Origin of the sequence: Bacillus cereus, assembly GCF_002561295.1 — a bacterium.
Lineage (GTDB): Bacteria > Bacillota > Bacilli > Bacillales > Bacillaceae_G > Bacillus_A > Bacillus_A cereus_S.
The window spans coordinates 20426-45096 of record NZ_NTUG01000006.1 but is presented as its reverse complement, the minus strand read 5'-3'; the positions used below and the strand labels follow the sequence as shown (position 1 = coordinate 45096).

Sequence of the window (24671 nt, the reverse complement as noted above, 5' to 3'; positions counted from 1 at the left end):
CATATCTATTCTAACGTATGAAAGCGATTTGCTCAAATGAAGATTCCAAGAATTTTTACCAATGATTTACTATAATGAAATATCTCGTATATCCCACACTAAAAAGAGTGATGTTGTGAAAGGAGTTTATTTTCATGCTTCGAAAGATTGCCCTATTTCTTTCTATTTACATGTTTCTTGGGCAAGGTATTGCCTATGGTGAACTAGACCAAAATCAAATATACGAAAAGCGCATGGCACTCTACAAAGAAACTGAAAAAGATACTAATATTCCATGGTATTATGTAGCCGCAATTGATCAATATGAACGCAATATTCGGAGCGTAAGAAGAGATATTCCGAAAAAGCCCAATGCCATCGTATCCATTTACTTTAAACCAGAAATGTGGGCTGGACCTGCCAATTCCGTGTACAACGACACATTACCCCACACAATTTCTCTCTTTGGCGGGATTGGTTTAGATGGCGATAAAGACGGACTGGCAGATGCAAATAACGACCGAGATCTTTTGCACACAATGGCAACTATTCTGAAACAACAAGGGACTTCAGAAGATCGTATTAAAATTATGCTGTGGGAATATTATAGACGTGCGAAAACAGTTGAATTAATTACCGAATACGCTCGTATCTATAAGCACTATGGCCGCATTAACTTAGAAGGGTATGCTTTTCCTCTACCTGTCCATAGCGATAATAGCTACCGTAGTACCTTTGGTGCTGGACGGAGCTTTGGCGGAAGACGTATTCATGAAGGAACCGATATTTTTGCAGGATATGGCGTACCAGTAAGATCTACCTGCTACGGCATTATTGAAACAAAGGGCTGGAATCGCCTTGGCGGCTGGCGCATTGGTATTCGCGATTTATATAACAATTATCATTATTACGCACATTTAGGTGGTTTTTCGAAAGAAATACAACTCGGACAAATTGTTGAACCAGGAAAAGTCATCGGCTTTGTTGGTAGCACAGGCTACGGTCCTCCTGGTACAGCAGGTAAATTCCCGCCACACTTGCACTTTGGATTATATAAAGACAACGGCTATACAGAATGGGCCTTTGATCCGTATATGCATTTAAGTTTATGGGAGCGAAAAGAACGTGCAAATTTAAAAAACAACCGTAGCTAATTGCTATGGTTGTTTCCTTTTAGATTCTATCACGTCTTTTCAAACTTAATCATCCTCTTTCTTCTCTTTACTATCCGGAACAACAACGCCACCGTTTCCATAATATGACGGCACCTCACCTTGCACAATTCGCGTCGCAATTGGGATGTTTTGTTTTACTGTAATTTCTTTTGTACGAAACGGAATAATTACCTGCAGCGTTACATCGACTTCCATCACAACTTCAATCGCTGTATTGTTAATACCATGAGGTTTTACATTTTGCTTAATGTCCGTATTCACATGACCGATCGTTGTAAAATCAATTGGAATATCCGGTCCTAAATTACCAAGGAGTGCATTATCCGTTATGCGTCCAAGAGGAACAGACATCGATACTCCAGTCTCTTCTGGAAGGCCGAGCGCCTCCATATCCCCTTTCTCAACTTGATGCAAATACTTCTCTATGTATGCAGTAGTCGATGTTAAAATCTCATTTACTTGCTTTGTATTTAAATCGATTGTGGATACTTTTCCATTCTTATCGTTTTGTACTTTCATTAATGAATCCACATCAAATCCTTCCTTAAGTCGATCCTTTACTGCTTTCGTCATAACAACCGTTGCCATTTTATGTGTCTGCACTTCCCCATACTTGATTAATGTCGGTTGAATGCTTTTATTCACAATCCAAAATCCTTGCAAAGTTAACAATAAAAAAATGATAAACGAAATAAGTAGTACATGCCGAAAAGGAAGCGGTCCTTTTCGAAACCGCGAAGCTTTTGGACGAAATGTACGCATAAGAAAACCCTCCTTCTATTATCATTTCTATGCAAGAAAGAGGGACGATATATGCTTATATCATTTTTAATAACGCATCTTTTCCAAGTGTGCCTGCCAAAATACCTAAAGATTCGGCACCGGTCGTTACCGATTCAAGTGGTGCTTCAAGAAGCTGCTCAATCGTTCTCACGCCAACTGCACGGCCTGCAATAATTCCTCTGTCTCCCAATTTCTCATTTAAGAGACCAACATCTAAAGCACCACACATAATATATCCTTTATCGCTCATAACAGCCAGCAAGTTTGTTTTTGGGAGCTTTACGCTAACAGCTATAAACGTATAGTTATCAATAATAATTGGCTCAACATTTACCATCATTCACACACTCCTCTCTTTCTTATCTTTATGAAAAGAGAAAAATGGGTGTTACAAGTTAACTAGCCTATAATTTAATTGAAGATGTGTAAGTTATCAACATCTTCGCTAACACATCTCTTAATAACTCTGGCATAAAATACTGCTTGTCAGAAAGTGTGGATAGTTCTGGGTATAAGTATCCAAATGTAAACATGTCGATTGTTCCGACAGTATATATACGCTCTAATTCTAAAGACTCCCCATTAATCAGCACGTCTTGAAGTAAAATTTTATTTCCAGGAATCGTATCTGGAATTACTTCTATACCATCATAAATCATTTTCCCCATCACTTTCCCGCGAAAACCAAGCCCTTTTACTTCAAGACTTTCCATATTAGGACGACGTGCTTTCAAAATAATTTCTCGCAATGTTTTTCCTTTTACTTTTAATGCACATGGATTAATAGGATGTGGACAAATACGGTGGATATCTCTTCGCGTAACAATCCCTTCGTTTAATCCTTCTAGCAACACACCCGCATTCACCATACCAATCTCAGCATTACACCATTCTTTTAATGCTCTAGCTAACATACTTGAAAAAGGGGTTTCTTTAAACCAATCAATTGGCAGGGGTTCCTTAAGCTCAATAACGGGTTCTCCCATAATGCATGTACTTTCTTCCTCGAGGACCTCAATAGTCGGTAACGGTTCACTAGAAACTTTCAGTTCTTTTGTACAAAGCGCTCTTCCGTCTTTTTTAACAACTTGCTTCGTCTCTTTATTTACTGTTAACTGAACGTGCCCAACATAGCGTCCCCACTTTTCCGCACAACAAAGAAGAGTCTTATTTACAAGAACGCCATGCTCAAACAAATGATGCGTATGCGCTCCTAAAATAACATCAATATCATAATGCTCTGCCATATACTCATCTTCATTCTTTCCAAGATGGGAAAGAACAACAGTAACATCCGCTTTTTCTTTCACTTCTTCTAAAATCAATTTCAAATGTGCAATCGGATCTTCAATATGCCAATCCAGCATTTCATAAAAATCTGGATAAGCTACCGTTAAACCAATAAAAGCGATCGTAATCCCATCTGTAGTTGTATGCAGTTTGTACGGTTTTCCCCAAGTAGGACGCGTTCCATCTCTTTCAAATAAATTAGCTACAAGCACCTCAAAATTTGCTTCATCATATAAATGCTCAAGATGTTCCTTCGCTAATGTAATTCCTTCGTTATTTCCAATTGTTACATAATCATATAACGCTTCGTTTAATAATTTCGTATTCCCCTGCCCATTCGTCGCTTCTGTTATGTGATGAAAACGATCTACGTGATCGCCAATATCTAAAGTGAAAACAGACTCTCCTGCCTTCTGTCTACGCTTTTTCTCTTCTTGCACAAATCGAGAAATCTGCGGCCAGTTTTCAAAATGACTATGTATATCGTTTGTATGATAAAGGTGAATAATTGTTTCTTTATTTATATCCAGAGAAAAAACCTCCTCTCAGTTCCTTACTGCCTTTTACGCTACGCGCGTGCAATAATCCTGTAAATACTTTTCGTCTTTTCTTGCTATTTTACATTGTACTCTCATTAGATGAAAAAGCAAAAAATTCTCCCTTTCATACTGAACTTCCCCTCTTTAAATATCTAACTTATTTTTAGGAAAGAAATACAATTTTCTTTCCTAAAAATATAATTCTCACCACTGATTATTATCCTTCACCAATTGAGCCTTTACGGATAATTAATCCGCTACCCATCTTCTGAGCTTTGAGATGGAAATCTTACTGGTCGTGAATGCGGGAGCAATTTGAATATACTCACATGAATTTTTTATATAAAAATTCTGAAAATATGTTGCATTTTCTACACAAAATATATATATTGTATATAAAGTATATATACAATATAAAGACTAAGAGGGATTTGCATGCAAATAATTATTTCAAATAGTTCTAAGGAGCCAATTTACGAACAAATTACAAATCAAATAAAATCACTAATTTTAACCGGTGATTTACAAGAGGGCTCTCCACTTCCATCAATGCGCCAGCTCGCAAAGGACTTACAGATTAGTGTTATTACAACAAAGCGCGCGTATGAGGAGTTAGAAAAAGCAGGCTTTATTTATTCAATTGTAGGCAGGGGCTCTTTTGTTGCTGAGCAAAATTTAGATGTAGTACGTGAGAAGAAATTAAAAGTGATTGAAGAACAGTTATTATCTGTCATTGCTAATAGTAAAGAAATTGGATTACCCTTAACGGAATTGCGAGAATTATTAACTATTTTATACGAGGAGTAAACTGTATGGAAAATATAGTAGAGCTACACAACGTCAGTAAAGCTTTTCAAGGTTTTTCAATAGAGCAATTAAATTTACAAATCAAAAAAGGATTTGTAACAGGCTTCATTGGCGCAAATGGTGCTGGGAAGTCGACAACCATTAAACTGATGATGAACTTATTAAAGCCAGATGCAGGTGAGATTAAAATTTTTGATCTAGACTACGCATCGCACGAAAAGGAAATTAAAGAGCGTATCGGTTTTGTTTTTGATAGTAACGTATTTTATGAGGGCTTAAATCTAAAGGATATTAAACGGATGGTCGCACCCGCTTACAAAAATTGGGACGAGGCGATATTTAAGCAGTATGTAGAGCAATTTGAACTGCCGATGAATAAAGCGATTAAAACTTTTTCAAAAGGGATGCAGATGAAGGCTTCATTAGCGCTTGCGCTATCACATCATGCTGAGTTGATTATTATGGATGAGCCAACGGCAGGCTTAGACCCAATATTTAGACGTGAGTTACTCAACTTACTGCATGAATTAATGCTCGATGGTAATCGCACAATTTTCTTCTCTACACATATTACGACGGATTTAGATCGCATCGCTGATTTTATTGCCTTTTTAAAAAAGGGAAATTTAATCTTTAATCAGTCGATTCATGAGGTGGAAGAAAACTATGCCTTAGTAAAAGGCAGTACAGATTTATTAGATCGCGATACAGAAAAAGCCTTTATGCATATTCATCGTGCACCAACTGGCTTTGAAGCATTAACGAATAATGTAGCTGAGGTTAAACAAATTTTTGGCAATGAAGTTATGATTGAACGCGCCTCATTAGAAGACATTATGTATTATTCGAAAGGAGTAGGGCATCATGCTTAACTTAATCAAGCGCGACTTAATTTTACAGAAGAAGCAATTGCTCGTTTATTTAGGCTGTATTATCTTTTTTATTGTGATGAACAAACACCCTATTTTAATATTTACGGTTGCAAGTATTTTTATTCCTTTTAATACGCGTAGCTATGACGAAAAAGCAGAAACAAATGTTTTATTAAATTCTTTACCATATACACGTAAGGAAATTGTTTCTTCACGTTATATTGGAACAATTTTTTACATGCTGTTAGCGATTGCTGTAACAAGCGCAATGCTAATCATCTTCCAAAAGTCATTTACTGTAGAGCATATTATCATGGGAAATGCATTATTTTTGCTATTTGCAGCCATTTCATTTCCACTATTTTATCAATTTAAGCAAAATCATATGTCTTTAATTGTTTTAGTTTCATTTTTAGTATTAACCGCTTTTGGTCCAGGAGCGGTACAATCTCTTGCAACAAAGTTTAGTACCGTTACCGATGCTATTTTCAGTCTATCTATACCAACACTGTACGCTATAGCTACGATTATTATCTTATGCGCTTATCTCGTTTCATGGGGCGTATCATTATTCATTTATCAACGTAAAGCATTTTAATTTAAAATGTTACTTATTATAAAATACACTCTCCTTTTTAAAAGAGAAAAATCCGATGAGATTTCATCGGATTTTCTTTATTTCTGGAAAGTGATTTCAAATATCTTTTCAACCTTATTTTTTGTATAACATATTATCATAAATGATTTGTTAAATCCAAATGAATATATGACTGAAATTCAAATGCGGTTATAAAAAAATATATACTGTCTAAACACCACTTGTCTTTTATTGTAGAGTAATTCATATATTTGCTTACACAATACACCTTGTAACACGACATATGTCGTGTTACAATCTATCCACAAGGTGGTGACCATAAAATGGATAAAGAGATATTAAAAGGAAGTATTGATATTTTACTCCTTTCTATCATTCGACAACATGACACATATGGCTATGAAATCATTCAAAAGTTAAAAGAAAACAGCAATGATTTATACAATATGAGCCAAGGTACACTCTACCCAGCCCTAAAACGCTTGGAGCAAAAAGAACTGATTAGCTCCTATTGGGGAGAGTCTGAAACTGGTATGAAACGAAAGTTTTACAGCATTACTGCAAATGGAAAAAAGGTGTTAGAAGAAAAACTCACAGCATGGGACTCTGTAACAGCTCTAATTAAAGTTTGTGGGAAGGGGGCTTTAAACTGATGACGCTTGAGGAATACATAAAGCGGATTGTTCAAAAAGCAAATGTGTCACAGCAAGATAAGGAAGACCTCTACTTTGAGATTCATGACCATCTAACAAGTTTGAAGCAAGAATTTATAGAACAAGGAAAGTCTGAACAAGCAGCTACTCAATTAGCCATTCAAAATTTTGGAGAAGCTTCTACTTTAGGAATTGAAATTGATAAGGCTATGCAGCCTCCTTCTCAGAAGTATGTACGGTGGTTAGGCTGGGCGTTATTTGTACCGTATTCATTTGTTTTATTTTTTAAATTATTGTTGGGGAGATATCCGTATTATTTTGACAGTATTACATTATTTTTGGAAACGGGTAACTGGCGTGACTTAAATGGTCTATTCAATCTTACTCCCTTCACAACCTTACTCATGTATATGACAGACTTTGATCACTACAATTTAGATATTATACTTACGAATACAATAGGAAACATTGTTATCTTCATTCCCCTTGGATTCCTTATTCCTCTACTATTTAGACGAATAAATAACGTAAAATTAGCATGTAAAGTTTTTATTAAATGCATTTTCTTAATTGAATTACTACAGCTGCTTACATTCACCGGTGTATTTGATATTGATGACATCATACTAAATACACTCGGCGCCCTAATTGGTTACAGTACATATGCTGGCATGAAGCATATATGGTACCGAATTAAATCGGTGGATAAGATAGATACAATTTAGTCTAGGGGTATTTGCAGTCACCCTCCATGTCTCAATTTGTCGATAAGTCGATATATCATGTCGAATCGCCGATATATTTGAAAAATCGCTGATATATTTAATTAAATACCCATCAGGATATATCTGCCACCGCGCGAGTTACACATACAACATAAAGAAGCGCCCTGCTTAGCAGGGCGCTTCAAATGTATACATCATCTTTAATTATAACTAATATTAGAGGTTGGATATAATGTCGTTCCACCAATCCAGATGTTTATTTCATTTGTTAATGGAACATTTTGTTCATTAATAACTGTTCTCCACCATTCCCATGCAAGACCTGTACATTCTCTCGCTACGACTTTTATATTTTTTGAATTCGGTGGAAGTGGTATGACTGTAGAGAAATGAGCTGTTTTGTCTCTGCCGCTTCCTTCCCAAATTTTATGTGTTAGTACTTCTTTTCCATTTTGATCATATGAGAATTCATCCCAAGATACATCAAATTGAGCAACATATGCGCCGTAATGATCAAGTGTCATTTTAGCACTAGAATATTCTGTAGTTGTAGTCTCAATATAATCTGTATTGTTATGAACAGCAGCAGTTGCGTTATCTTTTAAGAAAGTGCTTGTATATGAAATTGGGTATGCTGGATTTTTAGGACTTAATTCTGCATTATCTTTAATGATATTTCGTATTTCATTAAAATCTTTTGTAACAACCTTGTTATGCTCTTTCGCATCTCCGCCTAATACTACAGCGGTAAAAGTACTGTCTTCAAAAATATCTTTGTACTGTCCACTCGTTTCGACGCTATTATTCTTAAGTAAGGCTTTAAAGGCAGCTTGTACATCTTTGCTCTTAGATGTTGTTTCTAATTTCACATAAATTGTTCTACCGTAAGCTACATTTGACACCATAACAGGCGGAGCCGTATTACTTACCCCTTTACGAGTTAACTCTGCAAAAGTAACACTATTATCAAAAAGATCTGATGGATTGTTAGGTAACTCTGCACTTACGGTATAAAAAATTTGCTTATATGCCGCAACCATCACTTTTTTCTCTCCATTTGCAATCGCATTAAAGTCAATGTTCAGCCCATTATCAAGATATTTAGCATTAACATTAAGAGCACTTGCTATTTGAGATTTACTATAAACCATAGATTCTGTATACTGCATTCTTGCAGGTAAGGTATGTGTTGTTGAATACTTTTCATTCCAAGTAGATACTAAATCATCTACTGCTCCAGACACATTACTATATGTTGGATTTTGGACAGTTACTGTATTTTCTTTTCTCATGCCAGGTAAGTCTATACTAATATTCAAAGGTTTTCTCTTAGCCACTAATAAACTAGGTTGATTATCTGCAAAAGCTTTATTTGCAAGTTGTACTGCTCCTGGATAAGTACGATTAGCCACAGAATCAATAATTGAAATATCAACTGGTGAAGTTGTAAGTGATTTTTTCTCACGTTCAACTACTACAAATTTACCATTTGAATTTATGCTTTCTTTCGGAACAAAACTCTCTACTTTATCACCATTTACTGCTAAAACCTCTTGATTATTATACTTTAGATTTGCTATGCCAGTATCAATGTCACTAGCATTTTTTGTTGCATCAGCTGAATTACCTGTTTTTGTTTCAGCGAAGGAAATAAATGAATAATTAATAGTGCAAAAACTAATTAGTAAACATGCTAGGAATTTTATTCCTCTATTATTTTTTATAATTTTCAAAAAAATCAACTCCTTTTTTAGAATAATTTTGTTATACCAGCTAAATTACTTGTTTATGTTTCAGCGAAGGAAATAAACGAATAATTAATAGTGCATAAACTAACTAATAAACATACTAGAAATCTTATTCCTTCAACATAGTTTAGAACTTTCGAAATACTCACCTCCTTTTCCGAAAAATTATATCATATAATTTCGATTTTTGTATATTGATAAAATTTTTATTATTTATTTAAAATAGACAGTTTACAGTGGCTTACACATTTATTTTTTAATATATTCAAACCTATTTCGTATCAAAACGCCGTTATTTCACAAATAACGGCGATATATCGGGGGAAACGGTTGATATATTTGCTTCCAATTAAAAAAGCGCCCTGTAAACAAGGCGCTTCTACTTTTCTTTCATTATCCAGTTCCGGTGGCTAGAACATTCGGTCGTTTCGCTTCTTCCTGCGAGGCAGAAGCTCCAACGTCCTGCTGTTCTAAACAGTCGGCTCCGCATTTCTATTATCCAGTTCCAGCGGCTAGAATATTCGGTGGCTTCGCTTCTTCCTGCGAGGCAAAGAACGCCTCTACGTCAGAAGCTCCATCCCCCTCATATTCTAAACGAGCCGCTTCCACTTTAAATATTAACCAATAGAACCTTCCATTTCAAACTTGATTAGGCGGTTCATTTCTACTGCGTATTCCATTGGAAGTTCGCGAGTAAATGGCTCGATGAAGCCCATTACGATCATTTCTGTAGCTTCTTGCTCAGAAATACCGCGGCTCATTAGGTAGAATAATTGTTCTTCTGATACTTTAGATACTTTCGCTTCGTGCTCAAGTGAAACGTAATCGTTTTTGATTTCGTTGTAAGGAATTGTATCAGATGTAGATTGGTTATCCATGATTAACGTGTCACACTCGATGTTAGAGCGAGAGTTTTTCGCTTTTGGTCCGAAGTGTACGATACCACGGTAAGTTACTTTACCACCATGTTTTGCAATCGATTTAGAAACGATTGTTGAAGATGTGTTTGGTGCTAAGTGAATCATTTTCGCACCAGCATCTTGGTGTTGGCCTTTACCAGCAATCGCGATAGATAATGTTAAACCACGAGCGCCTTCGCCTTTTAAGATAACTGCTGGGTATTTCATCGTTAATTTAGATCCGATGTTACCGTCAATCCATTCCATCGTTGCGTTTTCTTCACAAACCGCACGTTTTGTAACTAGGTTGTATACGTTGTTCGCCCAGTTTTGGATTGTAGTGTAACGGCAATATGCATCTTTCTTAATGATGATTTCTACTACCGCACTGTGAAGTGAGTTAGTCGTGTAAACTGGTGCTGTACAACCTTCTACGTAGTGTACGTGTGCGCCTTCGTCTACGATAATAAGCGTACGCTCGAATTGTCCCATATTTTCAGAGTTAATACGGAAATACGCTTGAAGTGGTGTATCAACTTTAACACCTTTTGGAACGTAGATGAATGATCCACCAGACCAAACTGCAGAGTTTAATGCAGAGAATTTGTTGTCTGTTGGTGGGATTACTTTTCCGAAATGCTCACGGAAAATGTCTTCGTTCTCTTTTAATGCGCTATCTGTATCTTTAAATACGATTCCTAGAGCTTCTAGGTCTTCTTTCATGTTGTGGTATACAACTTCAGATTCGTACTGTGCAGATACACCAGCTAAATATTTTTGCTCAGCTTCTGGAATACCTAATTTATCAAATGTAGCTTTAATTTCATCAGGTACTTCATCCCAAGACTTCTCAGATTTCTCAGATGGTTTTACGTAGTACGTAATTTCATCGAAATCTAAGTCATTTAAGTCGCCGCCCCATTGTGGCATTGGCATTTCATAGAACTTATCCAGTGATTTTAAACGGAAGTCTAACATCCACTGTGGTTCTTCTTTCATACGTGAAATCTCTTCAACGATTTCTTTTGTTAAGCCGCGTCCAGCACGGAAAATCGAAACGTCTTTGTCCTTGAAACCATATTTGTAATCGCCGATATCTGGCAGTTGCTTCGCCATGTTGGTGTGTCCCTCCTTAGATAACCTTGTTTTTAGGAACCTGTAACATTACTTATCTTCGTTTAAGCCCTTTTCTAACGCTTTCCACGCTAATGTTGCACATTTAATACGTGCTGGGAACTTGCATACGCCTTGTAATGCTTCAATATCTCCTAAATCAACGCTGTCATCATACTCTTTTCCTAGCATCATGTCAGAGAAAATTTTAGAAAGCTGAAGTGCTTCTTCAATTTTCTTTCCTTTTACTGCTTGTGTCATCATTGAAGCTGAAGACATTGAGATTGAACATCCTTCGCCTTCAAACTTCGCCTCTTTTACAATACCCTCTTCTACTTTCATCGTAAGTTGAATACGATCGCCGCAAGTTGGATTGTTCAAGTTAACAGTAACACTATCTTCTAACACGCCATGGTTACGAGGATTTTTGTAATGATCCATAATAACTTGACGATATAACGTATCTAAATTATTAAATGACATTTGTGAAATACTCCTTTGTCTTGATTAGCGATTCAACAAATGTATCAATTTCTTCTTTTGTATTATATAAATAGAAGCTCGCACGTGCTGTTGAAGAAGCTTTTAGCCACTTCATAAGCGGTTGTGCACAGTGATGTCCTGCGCGAACCGCAATACCTTCTACATCTAATACCGTTGCTACATCGTGAGGATGTACGTCTTCGATATTAAATGTAACAAGACCAGCGCGATGCTTTGGACCATAAATTGTAACGCCATCTACTTCTGATAGTCTTTCTAAAGCGTATTGCGCTAATTCATGCTCATGCTTTTCAATATTATCAAGACCGATTTCTTCTAGGAAATCAATTGCCGCACCAAGTCCGATTGCATTACCGATAATCGGTGTACCTGCTTCAAACTTCCACGGAAGCTCTTTCCAAGTAGATTCTTGTAAATCTACGAAATCAATCATTTCACCACCAAATTCAATTGGCTCCATATTGTTCAGCAATTCTTTCTTACCATATAATACGCCGACACCTGTAGGTCCACACATCTTATGAGCAGATAATGCGTAGAAATCACAGTTTAAATCTTGTACATCTACTTTCATATGAGGTGTACTTTGCGCACCATCAACGACCATGATTGCACCGTTTTGGTGTGCGATTGCTCCGATTTCTTTTACAGGGTTAATCGTTCCAAGTACGTTAGACACATACATGATAGAAACGATTTTTGTATTCGGTGTAATTGTTTGACGAGCATCTTCTATTGAAATTGTCCCATCTGGTTGAAGTGGAAGATATTTTAAAGTTGCGCCAGTTTTCTTTGCAACTTGCTGCCACGGAATGATGTTACTATGGTGCTCCATGTAAGAAATAACGATTTCATCGCCTTCTTTTACATTTTCAAGACCATAGCTAGCCGCTACTGTATTTAATGCAGTTGTCGTTCCGCGCGTGAAAATAATCTCTTCCATTGATTTCGCATTGATAAACTTGCGAACTTTCTCACGTGCACCTTCATACGCGTCGGTAGCTTTCGTACCGAGCGTATGAACACCGCGATGCACGTTAGAATTATATTCTTTATAGTAACGTTCTAACGTTTCAATGACTTGAATTGGTTTTTGAGAAGTTGCTGCACTATCGAAATAAACAAGTTGTTTGCCGTTCACTTTTTGATCAAGAATTGGAAACTGTTTGCGTATTTCATGAATATTCATTAGCGAACTTTCCTTTCAATTACCTCAACAAGCTGTGCTTTTACTCCTTCAATTGGAAGCTCATTTACTACAGGTGCTAAGAATCCATGGATGACTAAACGTTCTGCTTCGCGTTTTGGAATACCACGGCTCATCAAGTAGTATAGTTGTACTGGATCTACGCGACCTACTGAAGCTGCGTGACCTGCCATTACATCATCTTCATCGATTAAAAGAATTGGGTTCGCATCACCGCGAGCTTTCTCATCTAACATAAGAACGCGAGAAGATTGTTGTGCATTTGATTTAGATGCACCATGTTCAATCTTACCAATTCCGTTAAAGATAGATGTTGCACTATCTTTTTGTACACCGTGTTTTAAGATCCAACCTTCAGAATGTTTACCGAAGTGAACAACTTTCGTTGTAAAGTTTTGTGTTTGGTTACCACGGCCAATTGTTACTGTTTTCGTATCAGCATATGAACCGTCGCCCATTAAGTTCGTAACGTTCTCTGAAATTGTGTTTCCGTCATTCATAAGGCCTAGAGCCCAATCAATGCGGCCGTCGCGTCCTACGATGCCGCGGCGGTTAACGTAAGTTGTTACGTCTTTTGCTAATAGATCAACCGCACCGAATTTCACTTGTGCACCTTGTTCCACGATTACTTCTGCTACGATATTTGCAATACCTTTAGCATTTTCATTTGCAACATAGTTTTCTACATAAGTCGCAGTACTGTTCGCATCAGCTACGAATAATACGTGGTTATATACGTTAGCTTCTTCGCCGTCTACTAAGAATACAGCTTGAAGTGGAGTTTCAAGAACAACGTTTTTCGGAACATATACAAATGCACCGCCGTTGATTAATGCAGCATGAAGTGCAGTTAAACGATGTTCGTCTACTTTCACGCCGTCTTTCATTAAGTACTTTTGTAATAGTTCAGCATGCTCAGTTGCAGCTGTTACGATGTCTGTAAAGATAACACCTTTTTCTTTTGCTTCGTCTGCTAAAGAAACGAATGCAGTAGTACCAGTGCGTTGTACTAATACGCTGTTATTTTCATCGATTAAGTTTTTCACTGCTTCTGGAAGCTCTGTTAAAGAACTTACAGGCTCTTGCTTAGCAGCGTCGCCTTTTCCGATAAAGTCCCATTTTTCAATTTTCGTTTTATCAGGCGTTGGCATTGGAAGTTCAGTTGCTTGTGCAAGAGCTTGTAAGCGGAACTCAGTCAACCAAGCAGCTTCGTTTACTTCGCTTGCGCGTTGACGGATTGTTTCTTGATCGAAAGGTAATGTACCGATTGTCATGTTTATGCTCCTCTCTTACGCTTCTTGCTCTGTTGTTTCGTCTTCAATACCTAATTCTTTTTTAATCCAGTCGTAACCTTCAGCTTCTAGACGTTGTGCAAGCTCAGGGCCACCAGATTTAACGATACGACCGTTCATCATAACGTGAACGAAGTCTGGAGTGATGTAGTTTAATAAACGTTGGTAATGCGTAATCATTAGGCAACCGAACTCTTCGCCGCGCATTTCGTTAATACCTTTAGATACAACTTTTAATGCATCGATATCAAGACCAGAATCGATTTCGTCTAAGATTGCGATTTTTGGCTCGATCATCATTAATTGAAGAATCTCATTACGTTTTTTCTCACCGCCAGAGAAACCTTCGTTTAAGTAACGTTGTGCCATTTCTGGATCCATTTCTAGGAATTCCATGTTTTTATCTAATGTACGGATAAATTTCATAAGAGAAATTTCATCGCCTTCCTCGCGTCGTGCGTTAATTGCAGAACGTAAGAAGTCAGCGTTTGTAACTCCGCTAATTTCACTTGGATATTGCATTGCTAGGAATAGACCCGCTTGTGCGCGCTCATCTACTTCCATTTCTAATACATCTTCACCGTCGATGATGATGCTACCTTCTGTTACTTCATATTTTGGGTGACCCATAATTGCAGAAGATAAAGTTGATTTACCTGTTCCGTTAGGTCCCATAATTGCGTGGATTTCTCCACCTTTTACTTCAAGGTTTACACCTTTTAAAATTTCTTTACCGTCGATTGATACGTGTAAGTCTTTAACCGTTAATGTAGAACCAGCCATCTCAATACCTCCATTAATCCTATATATACATTTTAAAAATTCCTAAAACGTTCATATTCTCATTTTATTCTCATTCTAATTTTATATCAAATAAAATGATATCGCAAACGCTGAGAAAATGTAACAATTTTTTCACAAATGTATATAAGTATTTCCCTCACATCCTACTATGATACACCTTTCTTCTTATTTATATAAAGTGAAACTTCCATCAGTGAGGGATGTTTTTCCCCTCTACTGATGGTTAGTTGAACCAATCGGGATTTTACGGTCATTTTATCCCACACCTTCCTTTTTTTACCTTCACCAAACCTTAAGGTGTGGGATTTTACTGCCCGTTAATGCGGGGTAAAGAAAAAAGGGCTGGAAATTTCCTAGCCCCTTTCAAGCAATTATTCTTTTACAGGAACAACTGCACCTTTATATTCTTTTTCAATAAAATCTTGAATTTCTTTAGAATGTAGCACTTCTACAAGAGCTTTAATTTCTTTCTTGTCTTTATCCCCTTTACGAACTGCAACTACGTTTGCATATGGAGAATCATTTGCTTCGATTGCAATCGCATCTTTCGCTGGGTCTAACTTTGCATCAATTGCATAGTTTGAATTAATTAAAACTGCATCGCCTTCTTTATTGTTATACACTTGTGGTAATAACCCAGGCTCAATATCTGTTTTAAATTTCAAGTTTTTCGGATTTTCTGCAATATCTTTTGGCGTTGCTTTAACAGGATCGACACCATCTTTAATTTTCAAAACGCCTTCCTTTTGCAAGATTGCTAAACCGCGGCCATGGTCAGCAACGGAGTTACTCATAATAATTGTTGCTCCATCTGGAAGCTCTTTTAAGCTTTTATATTTTTGGGAATATACACCAATTGGCTCTAAATGTATTTTACCTGCTACTTCAAATTTATAACCTTTGTCTTTAATCTCTTTGTCTAAGTACGGAATATGTTGGAAGTAATTGGCATCTAATTCTTTATCTGCTAAAGATTTATTCGGCAGTACGTAATCTTGGAATGGTTTGATGTCTAATTCAATCCCTTTTTTCTCAAGTAACGGTTTTGCTTTCTCTAAAATCTCAGCGTGCGGTACGTTAGAAGCTCCAACAACCAGTTTTTTTTCATCTTTATCTTTCCCACCACAAGCAGCTAGCCCAAAAATTGACGTTGTAATAAGTGCTGTAAGTAATAATTTTTTCATGTTATAAACACCCTTCCCTTTTTTCTATCGTTTATCAATTCGAGTTGTAACAGCATCACCAATCCATTGAATCAAGAAAACAACGAGTAATACACAAATTGTCGCAACGATCGTTACATCGTTATGTCCACGCTGAAATCCATCTAAATAAGCGAGCGTCCCAAGTCCACCAGCACCAACAGCACCAGCCATTGCTGTGTAGCCTACAAGTGCAATTGTCGTTACTGTAATACCAGAAGTTAACGCTGGTAATGATTCTGGAATCAATACTTTCCAAATAATTGTGCTCGTTTTTGCTCCCATTGCTTTTGAAGCTTCAATAACCCCTTTATCAATCTCACGAAGTGCCATTTCAACCATTCTTGCATAAAATGGTGCTGCCCCAATAATTAAAGCCGGAAGTGCTGCACTTGCTCCAAGAATTGTTCCAAGAAGAATCTTCGTAAATGGAATTAATAAAATAATTAAAATGATAAATGGAATGGAACGAAAGATATTTACAAACGCTCCAATCACGGTATGAATCGCTTTGTTTTCCCACAAGTTATCTTTAGATGTCATAAAGAGTAATAATCCTAAAATAAGACCAAAAACAAATGTGGCAAGTGCTGCGATTGCCGTCATGTATAATGTTTCACCTGTCGCCTCTAGCATTTTACTCCAATCAACGTTCGCTAATAACTTATCCATGTGCAATCACCTCCAGCTCTACTTGCTCTTGATGGATTCCCGCTATCGCTTGCTGGATTGCTGCTTCTGTACCATTTAAGTGAACGACTAAATTCCCGTAAGATCCATTGTTTGTTTGTGCAATATTACCTTGCAGCACACTCACTTCAAGATCATCTCGCCTCATTAATCTTTGAAGCACTGGGCGTTCTACAGAATCGCCAATAAACTGTAGACGAATGACTTTTCCATCTGGATATTTTTCCAATAAGCTCTCAATCGTTTCATTTGTATCTTCAGAATCTGTAAGCTGTTGTACAAATCGCTTCGTAATATCCTGCTGTGGGTTACGGAAGACATCCAGTACAAGACCACTTTCCACAATTTTTCCTTTTTCCATTACCGCAACGCGATTACAAATTTTACGAATCACATGCATTTCATGTGTAATGAGTACAATTGTTAAGCCAAGGCGTTTATTAATATCTAACAGTAAATCTAAAATTTGGTCTGTCGTTTCAGGATCAAGCGCTGACGTTGCTTCGTCACACAACAGTACTTTCGGATCATTTGCTAATGCCCTAGCAATTCCAACGCGCTGCTTTTGCCCACCACTTAATTGCGATGGATAAGCATCTCCTCTTCCTTCTAATCCAACAAGACGGATTAATTCATCCACACGCTTTTTCCGCTGCGCTTTCTCTACCCCTGCAATCTCTAGTGGAAAAGCGATATTTTCGCGCACCGTTCGTGACCAAAGTAGATTAAAGTGCTGAAAAATCATTCCGATTTCTTGTCTTGCCTTTCGAAGCTCATTCCCAGTAATTGCTGAAATAACACGATTCGCTATCGTAATCTGCCCCGAAGTTGGTTTCTCTAATTGATTAAATAATCTAATTAACGAACTTTTACCAGCACCACTATATCCAATAACACCAAAGATTTCGCCTTTCTCTATTGCTAAATTAGCGTTATCTACAGCAGTGACATCACCGCTTTTTGATTTATATATTTTCTTTACATTCTCTAATAAAATCATGGTGTATCCCCCCTTTTTTGTTTAAAAAGCATAAGCGGCTCGTTTAGAATGTGAGGGGGATGGAGCTTCTGACGTAGAGGCGCTTTTGCCTCACAGGAAGAAGCGAAACCACCGAACATTCTAGCCGCTGAAGCTGGATTACATAAAAAGCGCAAGCGGCTCGTTTAGCTCTGACCGGCTAAGGTTCTCTCGCACAAAAGGTGTTTTTTACCTTTTCATGCGGGAGGTTCTTAGACGCGAAGAGCTAGCCGCTGGAGCTAGATTACATAAAAAGCTCCCCTTATTATTCGAATGTCCTCCTCATTCAAACAATAAAAAAACCTCTCCGCTTTTAGATAAGCAGAAAGGTTTATATGCATATATCAACATGACCCCTTTCTCTCATCTCTCAAAGCATTTGCTTTGCAGGAATTGGCACCATTTCAACATAAAAGTTGACGGTTGCCGGGTTTCACAGGGCTCAGTCCCTCCACCTCTCTTGATAAGAGAAATCAGATTAAATTTTCGTCTGATTTGAAATTTATGAAATTGTCTATATTTTATGAATTGAATTGTATCAACATACGGCCACTATGTCAATAAAAAAATTCTAAAAAAAAGAACGTTCAGAATATTAAGCACCTACTGGCATCGGCTTACATATATGAAATACGGATTCTAACAATAACATCGTGCGATATGTTCCGTTATATTGAGCGCGGCCACTGTGTAATAGTGTTTGCAACTGAATATTTCCAGTAACTAGTCTTTGCAAATCTTCTTCTTTATAGCAAATCAGTTGTTCTGTTCCCCATTGTCCTTTCAAAAGCTGTATATACTCTCTTGAAATTTGAAGGGAGCAACACTCATCTCCAAAACGAAAATGAATTGTTTTTTCTCCTTGCCGAAGAAGCGGTTCTAAATGATACTGGTTATTAGCATACGTTACAAATGATTGAAGCAACGAATATAATCCCATTCTAGTCACATCCTTCATCTCACATTCTACTAATACCATTCCATTTTTCAAACAGCAATCCTGTTACTTTCTCTCGACAAATAATGTACCACTTTTCTCCCTCGACATATTTCCCAGAAAATATGTCGAGGCGGCAAAAACTTTGCCGCCTACTGTAATTCTTTATATAAATATTCAACTGAATGAAATGCATATATTTTCTTCATAAGTGTGCCACGCTCAAATACAAGTAAGCAAGGTACACTTTCTACCTCATACTCTCGCGCTAAATGCGGGGCATAGTTTAAATCTAACATACCTACTTCCAATTCAGATATAGTCGCTTCTACCACCGTTAACATCTTCTTTGCTAATTGGCAAGTTCCACACATCGGTGTATATACATATAACACTGTTTTTTCTTGGTCTGCTATTAGAGCTGTAGCTTCAGCACCTGTCCATTCAATCACTTCTATCATTCCTTACCGTAAATATTCTGTATAAACGTCAATGTCAGCTCCCCATAATACGTTCGCTAAATGATTCGAAGGAGCGGTTGCCACTTCACGATACGAACGGTCAATGTAAATGTGCTCGGCTTGTGGGAATTCTTTTCGAAATTGTTTTCTAAGTTTTTCTCCAGCAGCATCAGCATCCACTAATACATACACTTCTTTATCAAAAAACTGATCAATGAGTTCATCCATTTTCGACAAACCAATTGTACCATTTGTACAAACAATTTCCACTGGTTCGCGAATAATAGATTCAATCTTTCTTCTATCTGATTTTCCTTCGACAATAATGACTTTCTCTACATAGACCATATGTCATCACCCGATCACCATGTACTATAAAACAACCTTACTTTAGTATATAGTATATTCGATATTTTCATGTTGTTTCCTGTTTATTTTTACAAAGAAAAGCGGAGCCGACTGTTCAGCCCCATTGGCTAAGGTTCTTTCGCACAGAAGACGCTTTTTGTCTTCTCGTGCGGAAGGTTCTTAGACATGAGGGGCTAGGAGGCGGAGCTAGACAAAGAAAAGCGCAGGCGGCTCGTTCAGAACAGGAGGGCGTTGGAGCTTCTGACGTAGAGGCGCTTTTTCATTCACTTCAGCCAAAACAAAAAGGACAGCACAAAGGCTGTCCTTTTTCCGACTTAAATTAGTCTTGGTTTGTCATTTCTGCATATTTCTCTGCAGACAATAACTTTTCTAGTTGGCTTTCATCAGAAAGTTCAACTTTAACCATCCATGCACCTTCGTACGGAGATTCGTTAACAAGTTCTGGTTGATCACTTAACTCTTCGTTTGCTGCTACAACTTTACCGCTTACAGGTGCGTATAATTCAGAAACTGTTTTAACAGATTCTACGCTTCCGAATGGCTCGCCAGCTTCAATTGTTGCACCTACTTCAGGAAGTTCAACGAATACGATATCGCCTAACTCACTTTGTGCGAAATGAGTGATACCGATAACAACTTGGTTCCCTTCAGTTTTTACCCATTCGTGTTCTTCAGAGTAACGTAAATGATTTGGAATGCTCATGACTGTACCTCCAGTGAATGTATTAATTATGTAAAAATACCTTATTGGTACTTTTTCCACACGCTTTCAAACTGCTCTTCGTTAAAGCCAAGTGTTACATTCGTTCCATCTGTTACGATTGGACGTTTAATCAACATGCCATCAGATGCTAAAAGCTCGAACATTTCGTCCTCACTTGCTTCCTTTAACTTATCTTTTAAGCCAAGTTCACGGTAACGCATTCCACTTGTATTAAAGAATTTTTTTAATGGCAATTCACTTTTTGCATGTAAATTACGTAAATCTTCTTTTGACGGTGGATTTTCAACAATATGAATCATTTCATATGCTACATCGTTTGCCTCAAACCATTTCTTCGCTTTTTGACATGTGCCACACTTTGGATATGAATAAAATGTTACTGTCATAAATTCACCTACTTTTTTTGCTAACCTTTATCTTTATCATATAGAAAACGTTTTATTATTTCAAACGATTCTTTTCTAAACTTTGACTTATTTCGTCACAATTTTCGTTTATCCTGCAAATTTTCCCTATTTTCCGCCATTTCTATCTATAAAATTTTTTCTTCCTAGTTCGTTTTCATATCAAACCCGAACATATACATTAAACAAACGTTTATTTAATTTCATATTTTCCACATCAGCCCTTGAAAAATATAGATCTATACCTACCAAACATACCTCTTAATCAAACGTTTGTTTAAAAAATAAGAAGCCTCCCCACGAAGGCTCCTCATTATCTATTCAAATAATCTGCAATTGTTTGAAACACATATATATACATATTATGAATGCTTTGCTCCGAAGTCTTATCATTGTATAAATCTGTACCCCAAATTTGTCCTTCTCCACTTCCTATATTTACAAATCCTTGTGTATACATCATCGCTCTATCTCTCGGTGCATTATTATAATCCAAATCTTTTTCAGTAAAAATCAAATATGGATGATCCTTTAAGCCAATGAAAAACACTGGTTTTTTCAATTCTAAAAATAGATCCGTATATTGCTCTTTGGATGCCTCTTCAAAATATTCCTTCATAACGAGAAATCCATCTACATGTTTAGATTGCTCCTTCATTTCGCTCAACTTTACATTCTTAAACTTTATATTTCGAAACGTATCCTTTGGTGCTTCACCAACAACGCCAATAGTCAATGCTCTTCCACTGTACTCTTGAACAGGCGGTATATCCTTATCCTTTGCACATCCAGCACCGACTAAACATAACAATATAAAAACGAAAAAATAAAAGAAACGCTTCATTTAGCACCCTCCCACTCTTAAGTCAAGTGACAAAAATGTAAGGTAAATTCAAGAAAATGTAAGTAAAATCGATAGCTCATTTAGAGTTTCTATATTATAATCAACTGGGTTTACTTACATTACTAAATACTAGGAGATACTCATGAAAAAATATAAATTTTCATCTTTTATTCCATTAAGTTATATACTTCTACTCGTACTCGTAAGTCCCCTGTACGATGTATTAAATAAATCTACTGTTCACGCTGTAAACGTTACAACTGTAGTAGATGATTGGATTCCATTTGCAAAAGCATTTATTATTCCTTATTTACTGTGGTTTCCATACTTATACGGTGCACTTATTTATTACTGCTTTGCTGATCGAAAGCAATATTATGTCACTTTAAGTAGTGTAATTCTTGGAAAGCTTGCTTGTTTTTCTATTTATTACTTTTGGCAAACGACTGTCCCTCGTCCAACCGTCGTTGGAACAGACATGTTTTCTGAACTCGTTCGCTATATTTATAGTATTGATCAACCTGTAAACTGTTTCCCGAGCATTCATGTGCTTACGACATTTGTCATTATGTTAGCTGCCTTTAAACGACGAGAACAACATGCTTTTGAATATTATATTCTTACTTTCTTTGGTACACTCATCATTTTATCAACGCTATTTACGAAGCAGCATGCATTCGTAGATGCCATTTCTGGAATGGCGCTAGCAAGTATACTATATTTTGGTATTCAACTCGTATTAGTAAAAGATACGGTGACAGTACCTGTGAAACAAAATCATAAAATGTAAACAAAAAAGCAGACTGTGGCTTCTTCAGTCTGCTTTTATCTATTTATAAAGGAGATTTTCAAGTGCAATACGTTGTTTGGCAATTAAGATTGTGGCACAGTCATATCGCCTGAATGAATACGACCTGCTTTTTTTAGTGAGATGTAAATGATATAAGAAACAGCTACCGGAATTACGATGTAAGTGATCACCATCGCTGGGACAACTTCCCACCCTTGGCTGGAAATTAAATTAATTGGTGCAATCAGAGAACTTAATCCAAGACCTGCGATTTCTTTACCTGCTTCTAGATGGAAGATAAGGGCAGATACAGGGCCCACAATGGCACTGGCGACGACAGTTGGGACGAGAATCATTGGATTTTTAGTAATATTCGGCAACTGTACTTTTGGAGTACAAAGCGCCTGAGCTAATATGCCACCTAAATTATTTTCTTTCGCTGAAATAACTGAGAATCCGATAAATTGAGCAACACATCCTGCAAGTGCTGCGCCACCTGCAACGCCATCTAAGCTAAGTGCAATCGCTAACGCAGCTGATGAAGCTGGAGAGATGAGTAATAGCCCCCAAACTACCGCAATCACGATAGAAGCAATAAATGGGCTACCAGCTGAGCTATCTTTAATAAATGCTCCAACCGCATTTAAAACTGGACTAATATTTTGAGCTAACCAAATGCCGACTATACCAGAACCGAGTATTGCTGCAAATGGAACGAGCATCATGTCTAAAGCAGTTTTTCCACTTAGTCGTTTACCGATATAAACTGCTAAAGTTGCAGTTAAAAGTGCACCGATTGGTTCACCAGTTTTAATGATGAGACCAGCTTCAGTAATCGAGATGGATCCTGCTCCAATCGCTCCGGCAACCATCGCTGAGAAAATAACAAGTCCATTTGCTCCAAGCATAAAAGCAATCCCTGCTCCAATGGCTGGTGCCATCAATGATTTTGCGACAACTCCGATTGTGATTAGCATCGGAATATCAACAATTCTTCCTATATTTTCGATAAGTAAACCAATTCCAAGGGATACGAAAATACCTTGTGCAATTCCGGCAGAACCTTTAAAGACACGAGACATGATATATTCCTTCATCTGTTTCACCTTCTCCTAGTTTAGTAACCGATTGTTTTCATATAGTCACGTAAAATATCATTTGATTGTGCAAATCGGTTTTCTTCAGCTTCTGATAAGTTTAGTTCAACGACCTCTTTCACACCATCTCTTGTAATAATTGCTGGTACACCTGTGCAAATATTATATTCACCATACTCACCATCTAAAATGGCTGAAACAGCAATTACACGATGATCATCATTAAAGATAGAGCTTGCGATATAAGCTAATGAGTTCCCAATACCGTAATAAGTAGTTCCTTTACGTTTATAAATTTCCCAACCAGCTTTCGCAGTTTTTTCTACAATTTCATCTAAATTGATTTCGCCGAAACGCTCTTTTTGTTCATCTAAAATTTGCAAGAACGGTTTACCACCGACTGTAACATGAGACCAAGCAACCATTTGTGAATCGCCATGTTCTCCTAATGAGTAACCATGAATACTACGAGGGTCCACCTCAAGCATTTCAGATAAAATTGTTTTTAGTCGAGAAGAATCTAATGATGTTCCAGTACCAATCACACGATTCCTTGGTAATCCAGACAATTTCCAAACTTGATACGTAATAATATCAACCGGGTTTGATGCAAGTAAGAAAATGCCATCAAATCCACTTGCCATTACACCTTCTACAACACTTTCCATAATTTTCGCGCTTGCTCCTAAAGTATCCAAACGACTTTGCCCTGGCTTTGGAGCAGGACCTGCTGTAATAATTACAATGTCCATATCTTTGCAGTCTTCATAAGTACCTGCATATACTTTTGTTCTTGTATTTGTAAAGTTAATGCAGTGCGACAAATCCATCGCCTCTCCAACTGCACGCTCATGATTTATATCAATTAACGCTAGTTCCTCGCAAATGCCTTGGTTCACAATGGAATACGCACAGCTTGATCCAACTAAGCCAGTACCAATAATTGCAATTTTTCTTGTGTTTCTATTCATAAGAACCTCTCCTAAGTCGTTATGTAATATTTGTTCTTTACACTCTTTATTATAGAGATTCTCACTATAGAAACCATGGATACTTTGTGAATAGTTGAACAAACTTTTTGTACGTTTTGTGACATACCTTACGAACTTTTCGTCATATTTGTTACAACTAGAAAAATATATATTAT

Annotated in this window: 27 protein-coding genes and 1 riboswitch; of the genes, 7 read left to right on the top strand and 20 right to left on the bottom strand. The window is 37.1% G+C overall.

All coding sequences use genetic code 11. The features are described 5' to 3' along the window. Positions 1–134: 134 nt before the first annotated feature. Positions 135–1133, top strand: coding sequence for a M23 family metallopeptidase (locus CN373_RS06330; protein WP_098358968.1), 999 nt, complete (start codon positions 135–137; stop codon positions 1131–1133). Positions 1134–1178: 45 nt separating this feature from the next. On the opposite strand, the gene yunB is transcribed toward CN373_RS06330, so the two are convergent. From yunB to CN373_RS06315, 3 genes are all read right to left on the bottom strand, one after another. After that, entirely contained in the window at positions 1179–1916 is a 738-nt protein-coding gene (gene yunB / locus CN373_RS06325; RefSeq protein ID WP_098358967.1) for a sporulation protein YunB, read from the bottom strand. A gap of 55 nt (positions 1917–1971) precedes the next feature. Next, on the bottom strand, positions 1972–2274 hold the full coding sequence (locus tag CN373_RS06320; protein ID WP_033664833.1) for a YunC family protein: 303 nt from the start codon (positions 2272–2274) through the stop codon (positions 1972–1974). A gap of 67 nt (positions 2275–2341) precedes the next feature. After that, entirely contained in the window at positions 2342–3733 is a 1392-nt protein-coding gene (locus CN373_RS06315; RefSeq protein ID WP_079999579.1) for a bifunctional metallophosphatase/5'-nucleotidase, read from the bottom strand. Positions 3734–4201: 468 nt separating this feature from the next. Here CN373_RS06315 and CN373_RS06310 point away from each other — a divergent pair, with 468 nt between their 5' ends. The 5 genes from CN373_RS06310 to CN373_RS06290 all read left to right on the top strand — a co-directional run bounded on the left by CN373_RS06310 (position 4202) and on the right by CN373_RS06290 (position 7421). After that, positions 4202–4573 carry a GntR family transcriptional regulator gene (locus CN373_RS06310; protein WP_001165717.1) on the top strand — a complete coding sequence of 124 codons (372 nt, stop codon included), beginning with the start codon at positions 4202–4204 and terminating at the stop codon, positions 4571–4573. A 5-nt stretch (positions 4574–4578) separates the two neighbouring features. Next, the gene (locus tag CN373_RS06305; protein WP_000428044.1) at positions 4579–5445 is read left to right on the top strand and encodes an ABC transporter ATP-binding protein; all 867 of its coding nucleotides are present in this window, start codon (positions 4579–4581) and stop codon (positions 5443–5445) included. Next, the gene (locus CN373_RS06300) at positions 5438–6043 is read left to right on the top strand and encodes an ABC-2 transporter permease (protein ID WP_000933350.1); all 606 of its coding nucleotides are present in this window, start codon (positions 5438–5440) and stop codon (positions 6041–6043) included. The genes CN373_RS06305 and CN373_RS06300 overlap by 8 nt, the downstream gene beginning before the upstream one ends. A 323-nt stretch (positions 6044–6366) precedes the next feature. Then, entirely contained in the window at positions 6367–6696 is a 330-nt protein-coding gene (locus tag CN373_RS06295) for a PadR family transcriptional regulator (protein WP_000356638.1), read from the top strand. After that, positions 6696–7421 (top strand): VanZ family protein, encoded by a 726-nt coding sequence (locus tag CN373_RS06290; protein ID WP_000171317.1) that lies wholly within the window; start codon positions 6696–6698, stop codon positions 7419–7421. Before CN373_RS06295 ends, CN373_RS06290 begins: the two co-directional genes overlap by 1 nt. Positions 7422–7621: 200 nt before the next feature. Here CN373_RS06290 and CN373_RS06285 read toward each other — a convergent pair whose 3' ends face one another. From CN373_RS06285 to CN373_RS06200, 15 genes are all read right to left on the bottom strand, one after another. Then, positions 7622–9163 (bottom strand): thiol-activated cytolysin family protein, encoded by a 1542-nt coding sequence (locus CN373_RS06285; protein WP_033664339.1) that lies wholly within the window; start codon positions 9161–9163, stop codon positions 7622–7624. A gap of 623 nt (positions 9164–9786) precedes the next feature. Then, a complete protein-coding gene (gene sufB / locus CN373_RS06275) occupies positions 9787–11184 on the bottom strand; it encodes a Fe-S cluster assembly protein SufB (RefSeq protein WP_001118827.1) in 1398 nt (465 codons plus the stop codon). Between the two features lie 48 nt (positions 11185–11232). Then, positions 11233–11664 carry a Fe-S cluster assembly sulfur transfer protein SufU gene (gene sufU / locus CN373_RS06270; RefSeq protein WP_000009522.1) on the bottom strand — a complete coding sequence of 144 codons (432 nt, stop codon included), beginning with the start codon at positions 11662–11664 and terminating at the stop codon, positions 11233–11235. After that, positions 11654–12874 carry a cysteine desulfurase SufS gene (gene sufS, locus CN373_RS06265; protein ID WP_001020764.1) on the bottom strand — a complete coding sequence of 407 codons (1221 nt, stop codon included), beginning with the start codon at positions 12872–12874 and terminating at the stop codon, positions 11654–11656. The genes sufU and sufS overlap by 11 nt, the downstream gene beginning before the upstream one ends. Further along, a complete protein-coding gene (gene sufD / locus CN373_RS06260) occupies positions 12874–14166 on the bottom strand; it encodes a Fe-S cluster assembly protein SufD (RefSeq protein WP_000152175.1) in 1293 nt (430 codons plus the stop codon). Before sufD ends, sufS begins: the two co-directional genes overlap by 1 nt. Before the next feature lie 15 nt (positions 14167–14181). Beyond that, positions 14182–14967, bottom strand: coding sequence for a Fe-S cluster assembly ATPase SufC (gene sufC / locus CN373_RS06255; RefSeq protein WP_000929160.1), 786 nt, complete (start codon positions 14965–14967; stop codon positions 14182–14184). A 392-nt stretch (positions 14968–15359) separates the two neighbouring features. Then, a complete protein-coding gene (gene metQ / locus CN373_RS06250) occupies positions 15360–16172 on the bottom strand; it encodes a methionine ABC transporter substrate-binding lipoprotein MetQ (RefSeq protein WP_000735117.1) in 813 nt (270 codons plus the stop codon). 24 nt (positions 16173–16196) lie between these two features. Then, on the bottom strand, positions 16197–16862 hold the full coding sequence (locus CN373_RS06245) for a methionine ABC transporter permease (RefSeq protein WP_000359404.1): 666 nt from the start codon (positions 16860–16862) through the stop codon (positions 16197–16199). Further along, positions 16855–17880 carry a methionine ABC transporter ATP-binding protein gene (locus CN373_RS06240; RefSeq protein ID WP_000601786.1) on the bottom strand — a complete coding sequence of 342 codons (1026 nt, stop codon included), beginning with the start codon at positions 17878–17880 and terminating at the stop codon, positions 16855–16857. Before CN373_RS06240 ends, CN373_RS06245 begins: the two co-directional genes overlap by 8 nt. A 378-nt stretch (positions 17881–18258) precedes the next feature. Further along, positions 18259–18368, bottom strand: a riboswitch (SAM riboswitch). Between the two features lie 125 nt (positions 18369–18493). Then, the gene (locus tag CN373_RS06230; protein WP_000525035.1) at positions 18494–18838 is read right to left on the bottom strand and encodes a hypothetical protein; all 345 of its coding nucleotides are present in this window, start codon (positions 18836–18838) and stop codon (positions 18494–18496) included. A 149-nt stretch (positions 18839–18987) separates the two neighbouring features. After that, positions 18988–19296 carry a thioredoxin family protein gene (locus CN373_RS06225; protein WP_002058311.1) on the bottom strand — a complete coding sequence of 103 codons (309 nt, stop codon included), beginning with the start codon at positions 19294–19296 and terminating at the stop codon, positions 18988–18990. 3 nt (positions 19297–19299) lie between these two features. Continuing rightward, entirely contained in the window at positions 19300–19644 is a 345-nt protein-coding gene (locus CN373_RS06220; protein WP_000263236.1) for a toprim domain-containing protein, read from the bottom strand. A 340-nt stretch (positions 19645–19984) separates the two neighbouring features. Continuing rightward, on the bottom strand, positions 19985–20368 hold the full coding sequence (gcvH, locus tag CN373_RS06210; RefSeq protein ID WP_000026884.1) for a glycine cleavage system protein GcvH: 384 nt from the start codon (positions 20366–20368) through the stop codon (positions 19985–19987). Between the two features lie 41 nt (positions 20369–20409). Further along, positions 20410–20775, bottom strand: coding sequence for an arsenate reductase family protein (locus tag CN373_RS06205; protein WP_000218966.1), 366 nt, complete (start codon positions 20773–20775; stop codon positions 20410–20412). A gap of 331 nt (positions 20776–21106) precedes the next feature. Then, positions 21107–21637 carry a hypothetical protein gene (locus CN373_RS06200; protein ID WP_098358966.1) on the bottom strand — a complete coding sequence of 177 codons (531 nt, stop codon included), beginning with the start codon at positions 21635–21637 and terminating at the stop codon, positions 21107–21109. A 142-nt stretch (positions 21638–21779) separates the two neighbouring features. Here CN373_RS06200 and CN373_RS06195 point away from each other — a divergent pair, with 142 nt between their 5' ends. Next, positions 21780–22427 (top strand): phosphatase PAP2 family protein, encoded by a 648-nt coding sequence (locus tag CN373_RS06195; protein WP_000760095.1) that lies wholly within the window; start codon positions 21780–21782, stop codon positions 22425–22427. 83 nt (positions 22428–22510) lie between these two features. Here the strand turns inward: CN373_RS06195 and CN373_RS06190 are convergent, their stop codons facing one another. Continuing rightward, entirely contained in the window at positions 22511–23524 is a 1014-nt protein-coding gene (locus tag CN373_RS06190; RefSeq protein WP_000666186.1) for a PTS transporter subunit IIC, read from the bottom strand. Positions 23525–23544: 20 nt separating this feature from the next. Beyond that, positions 23545–24495, bottom strand: a complete 951-nt coding sequence (locus CN373_RS06185) for an L-lactate dehydrogenase (RefSeq protein ID WP_002058350.1) — start codon at positions 24493–24495, stop codon at positions 23545–23547. Positions 24496–24671 lie beyond the last annotated feature (176 nt).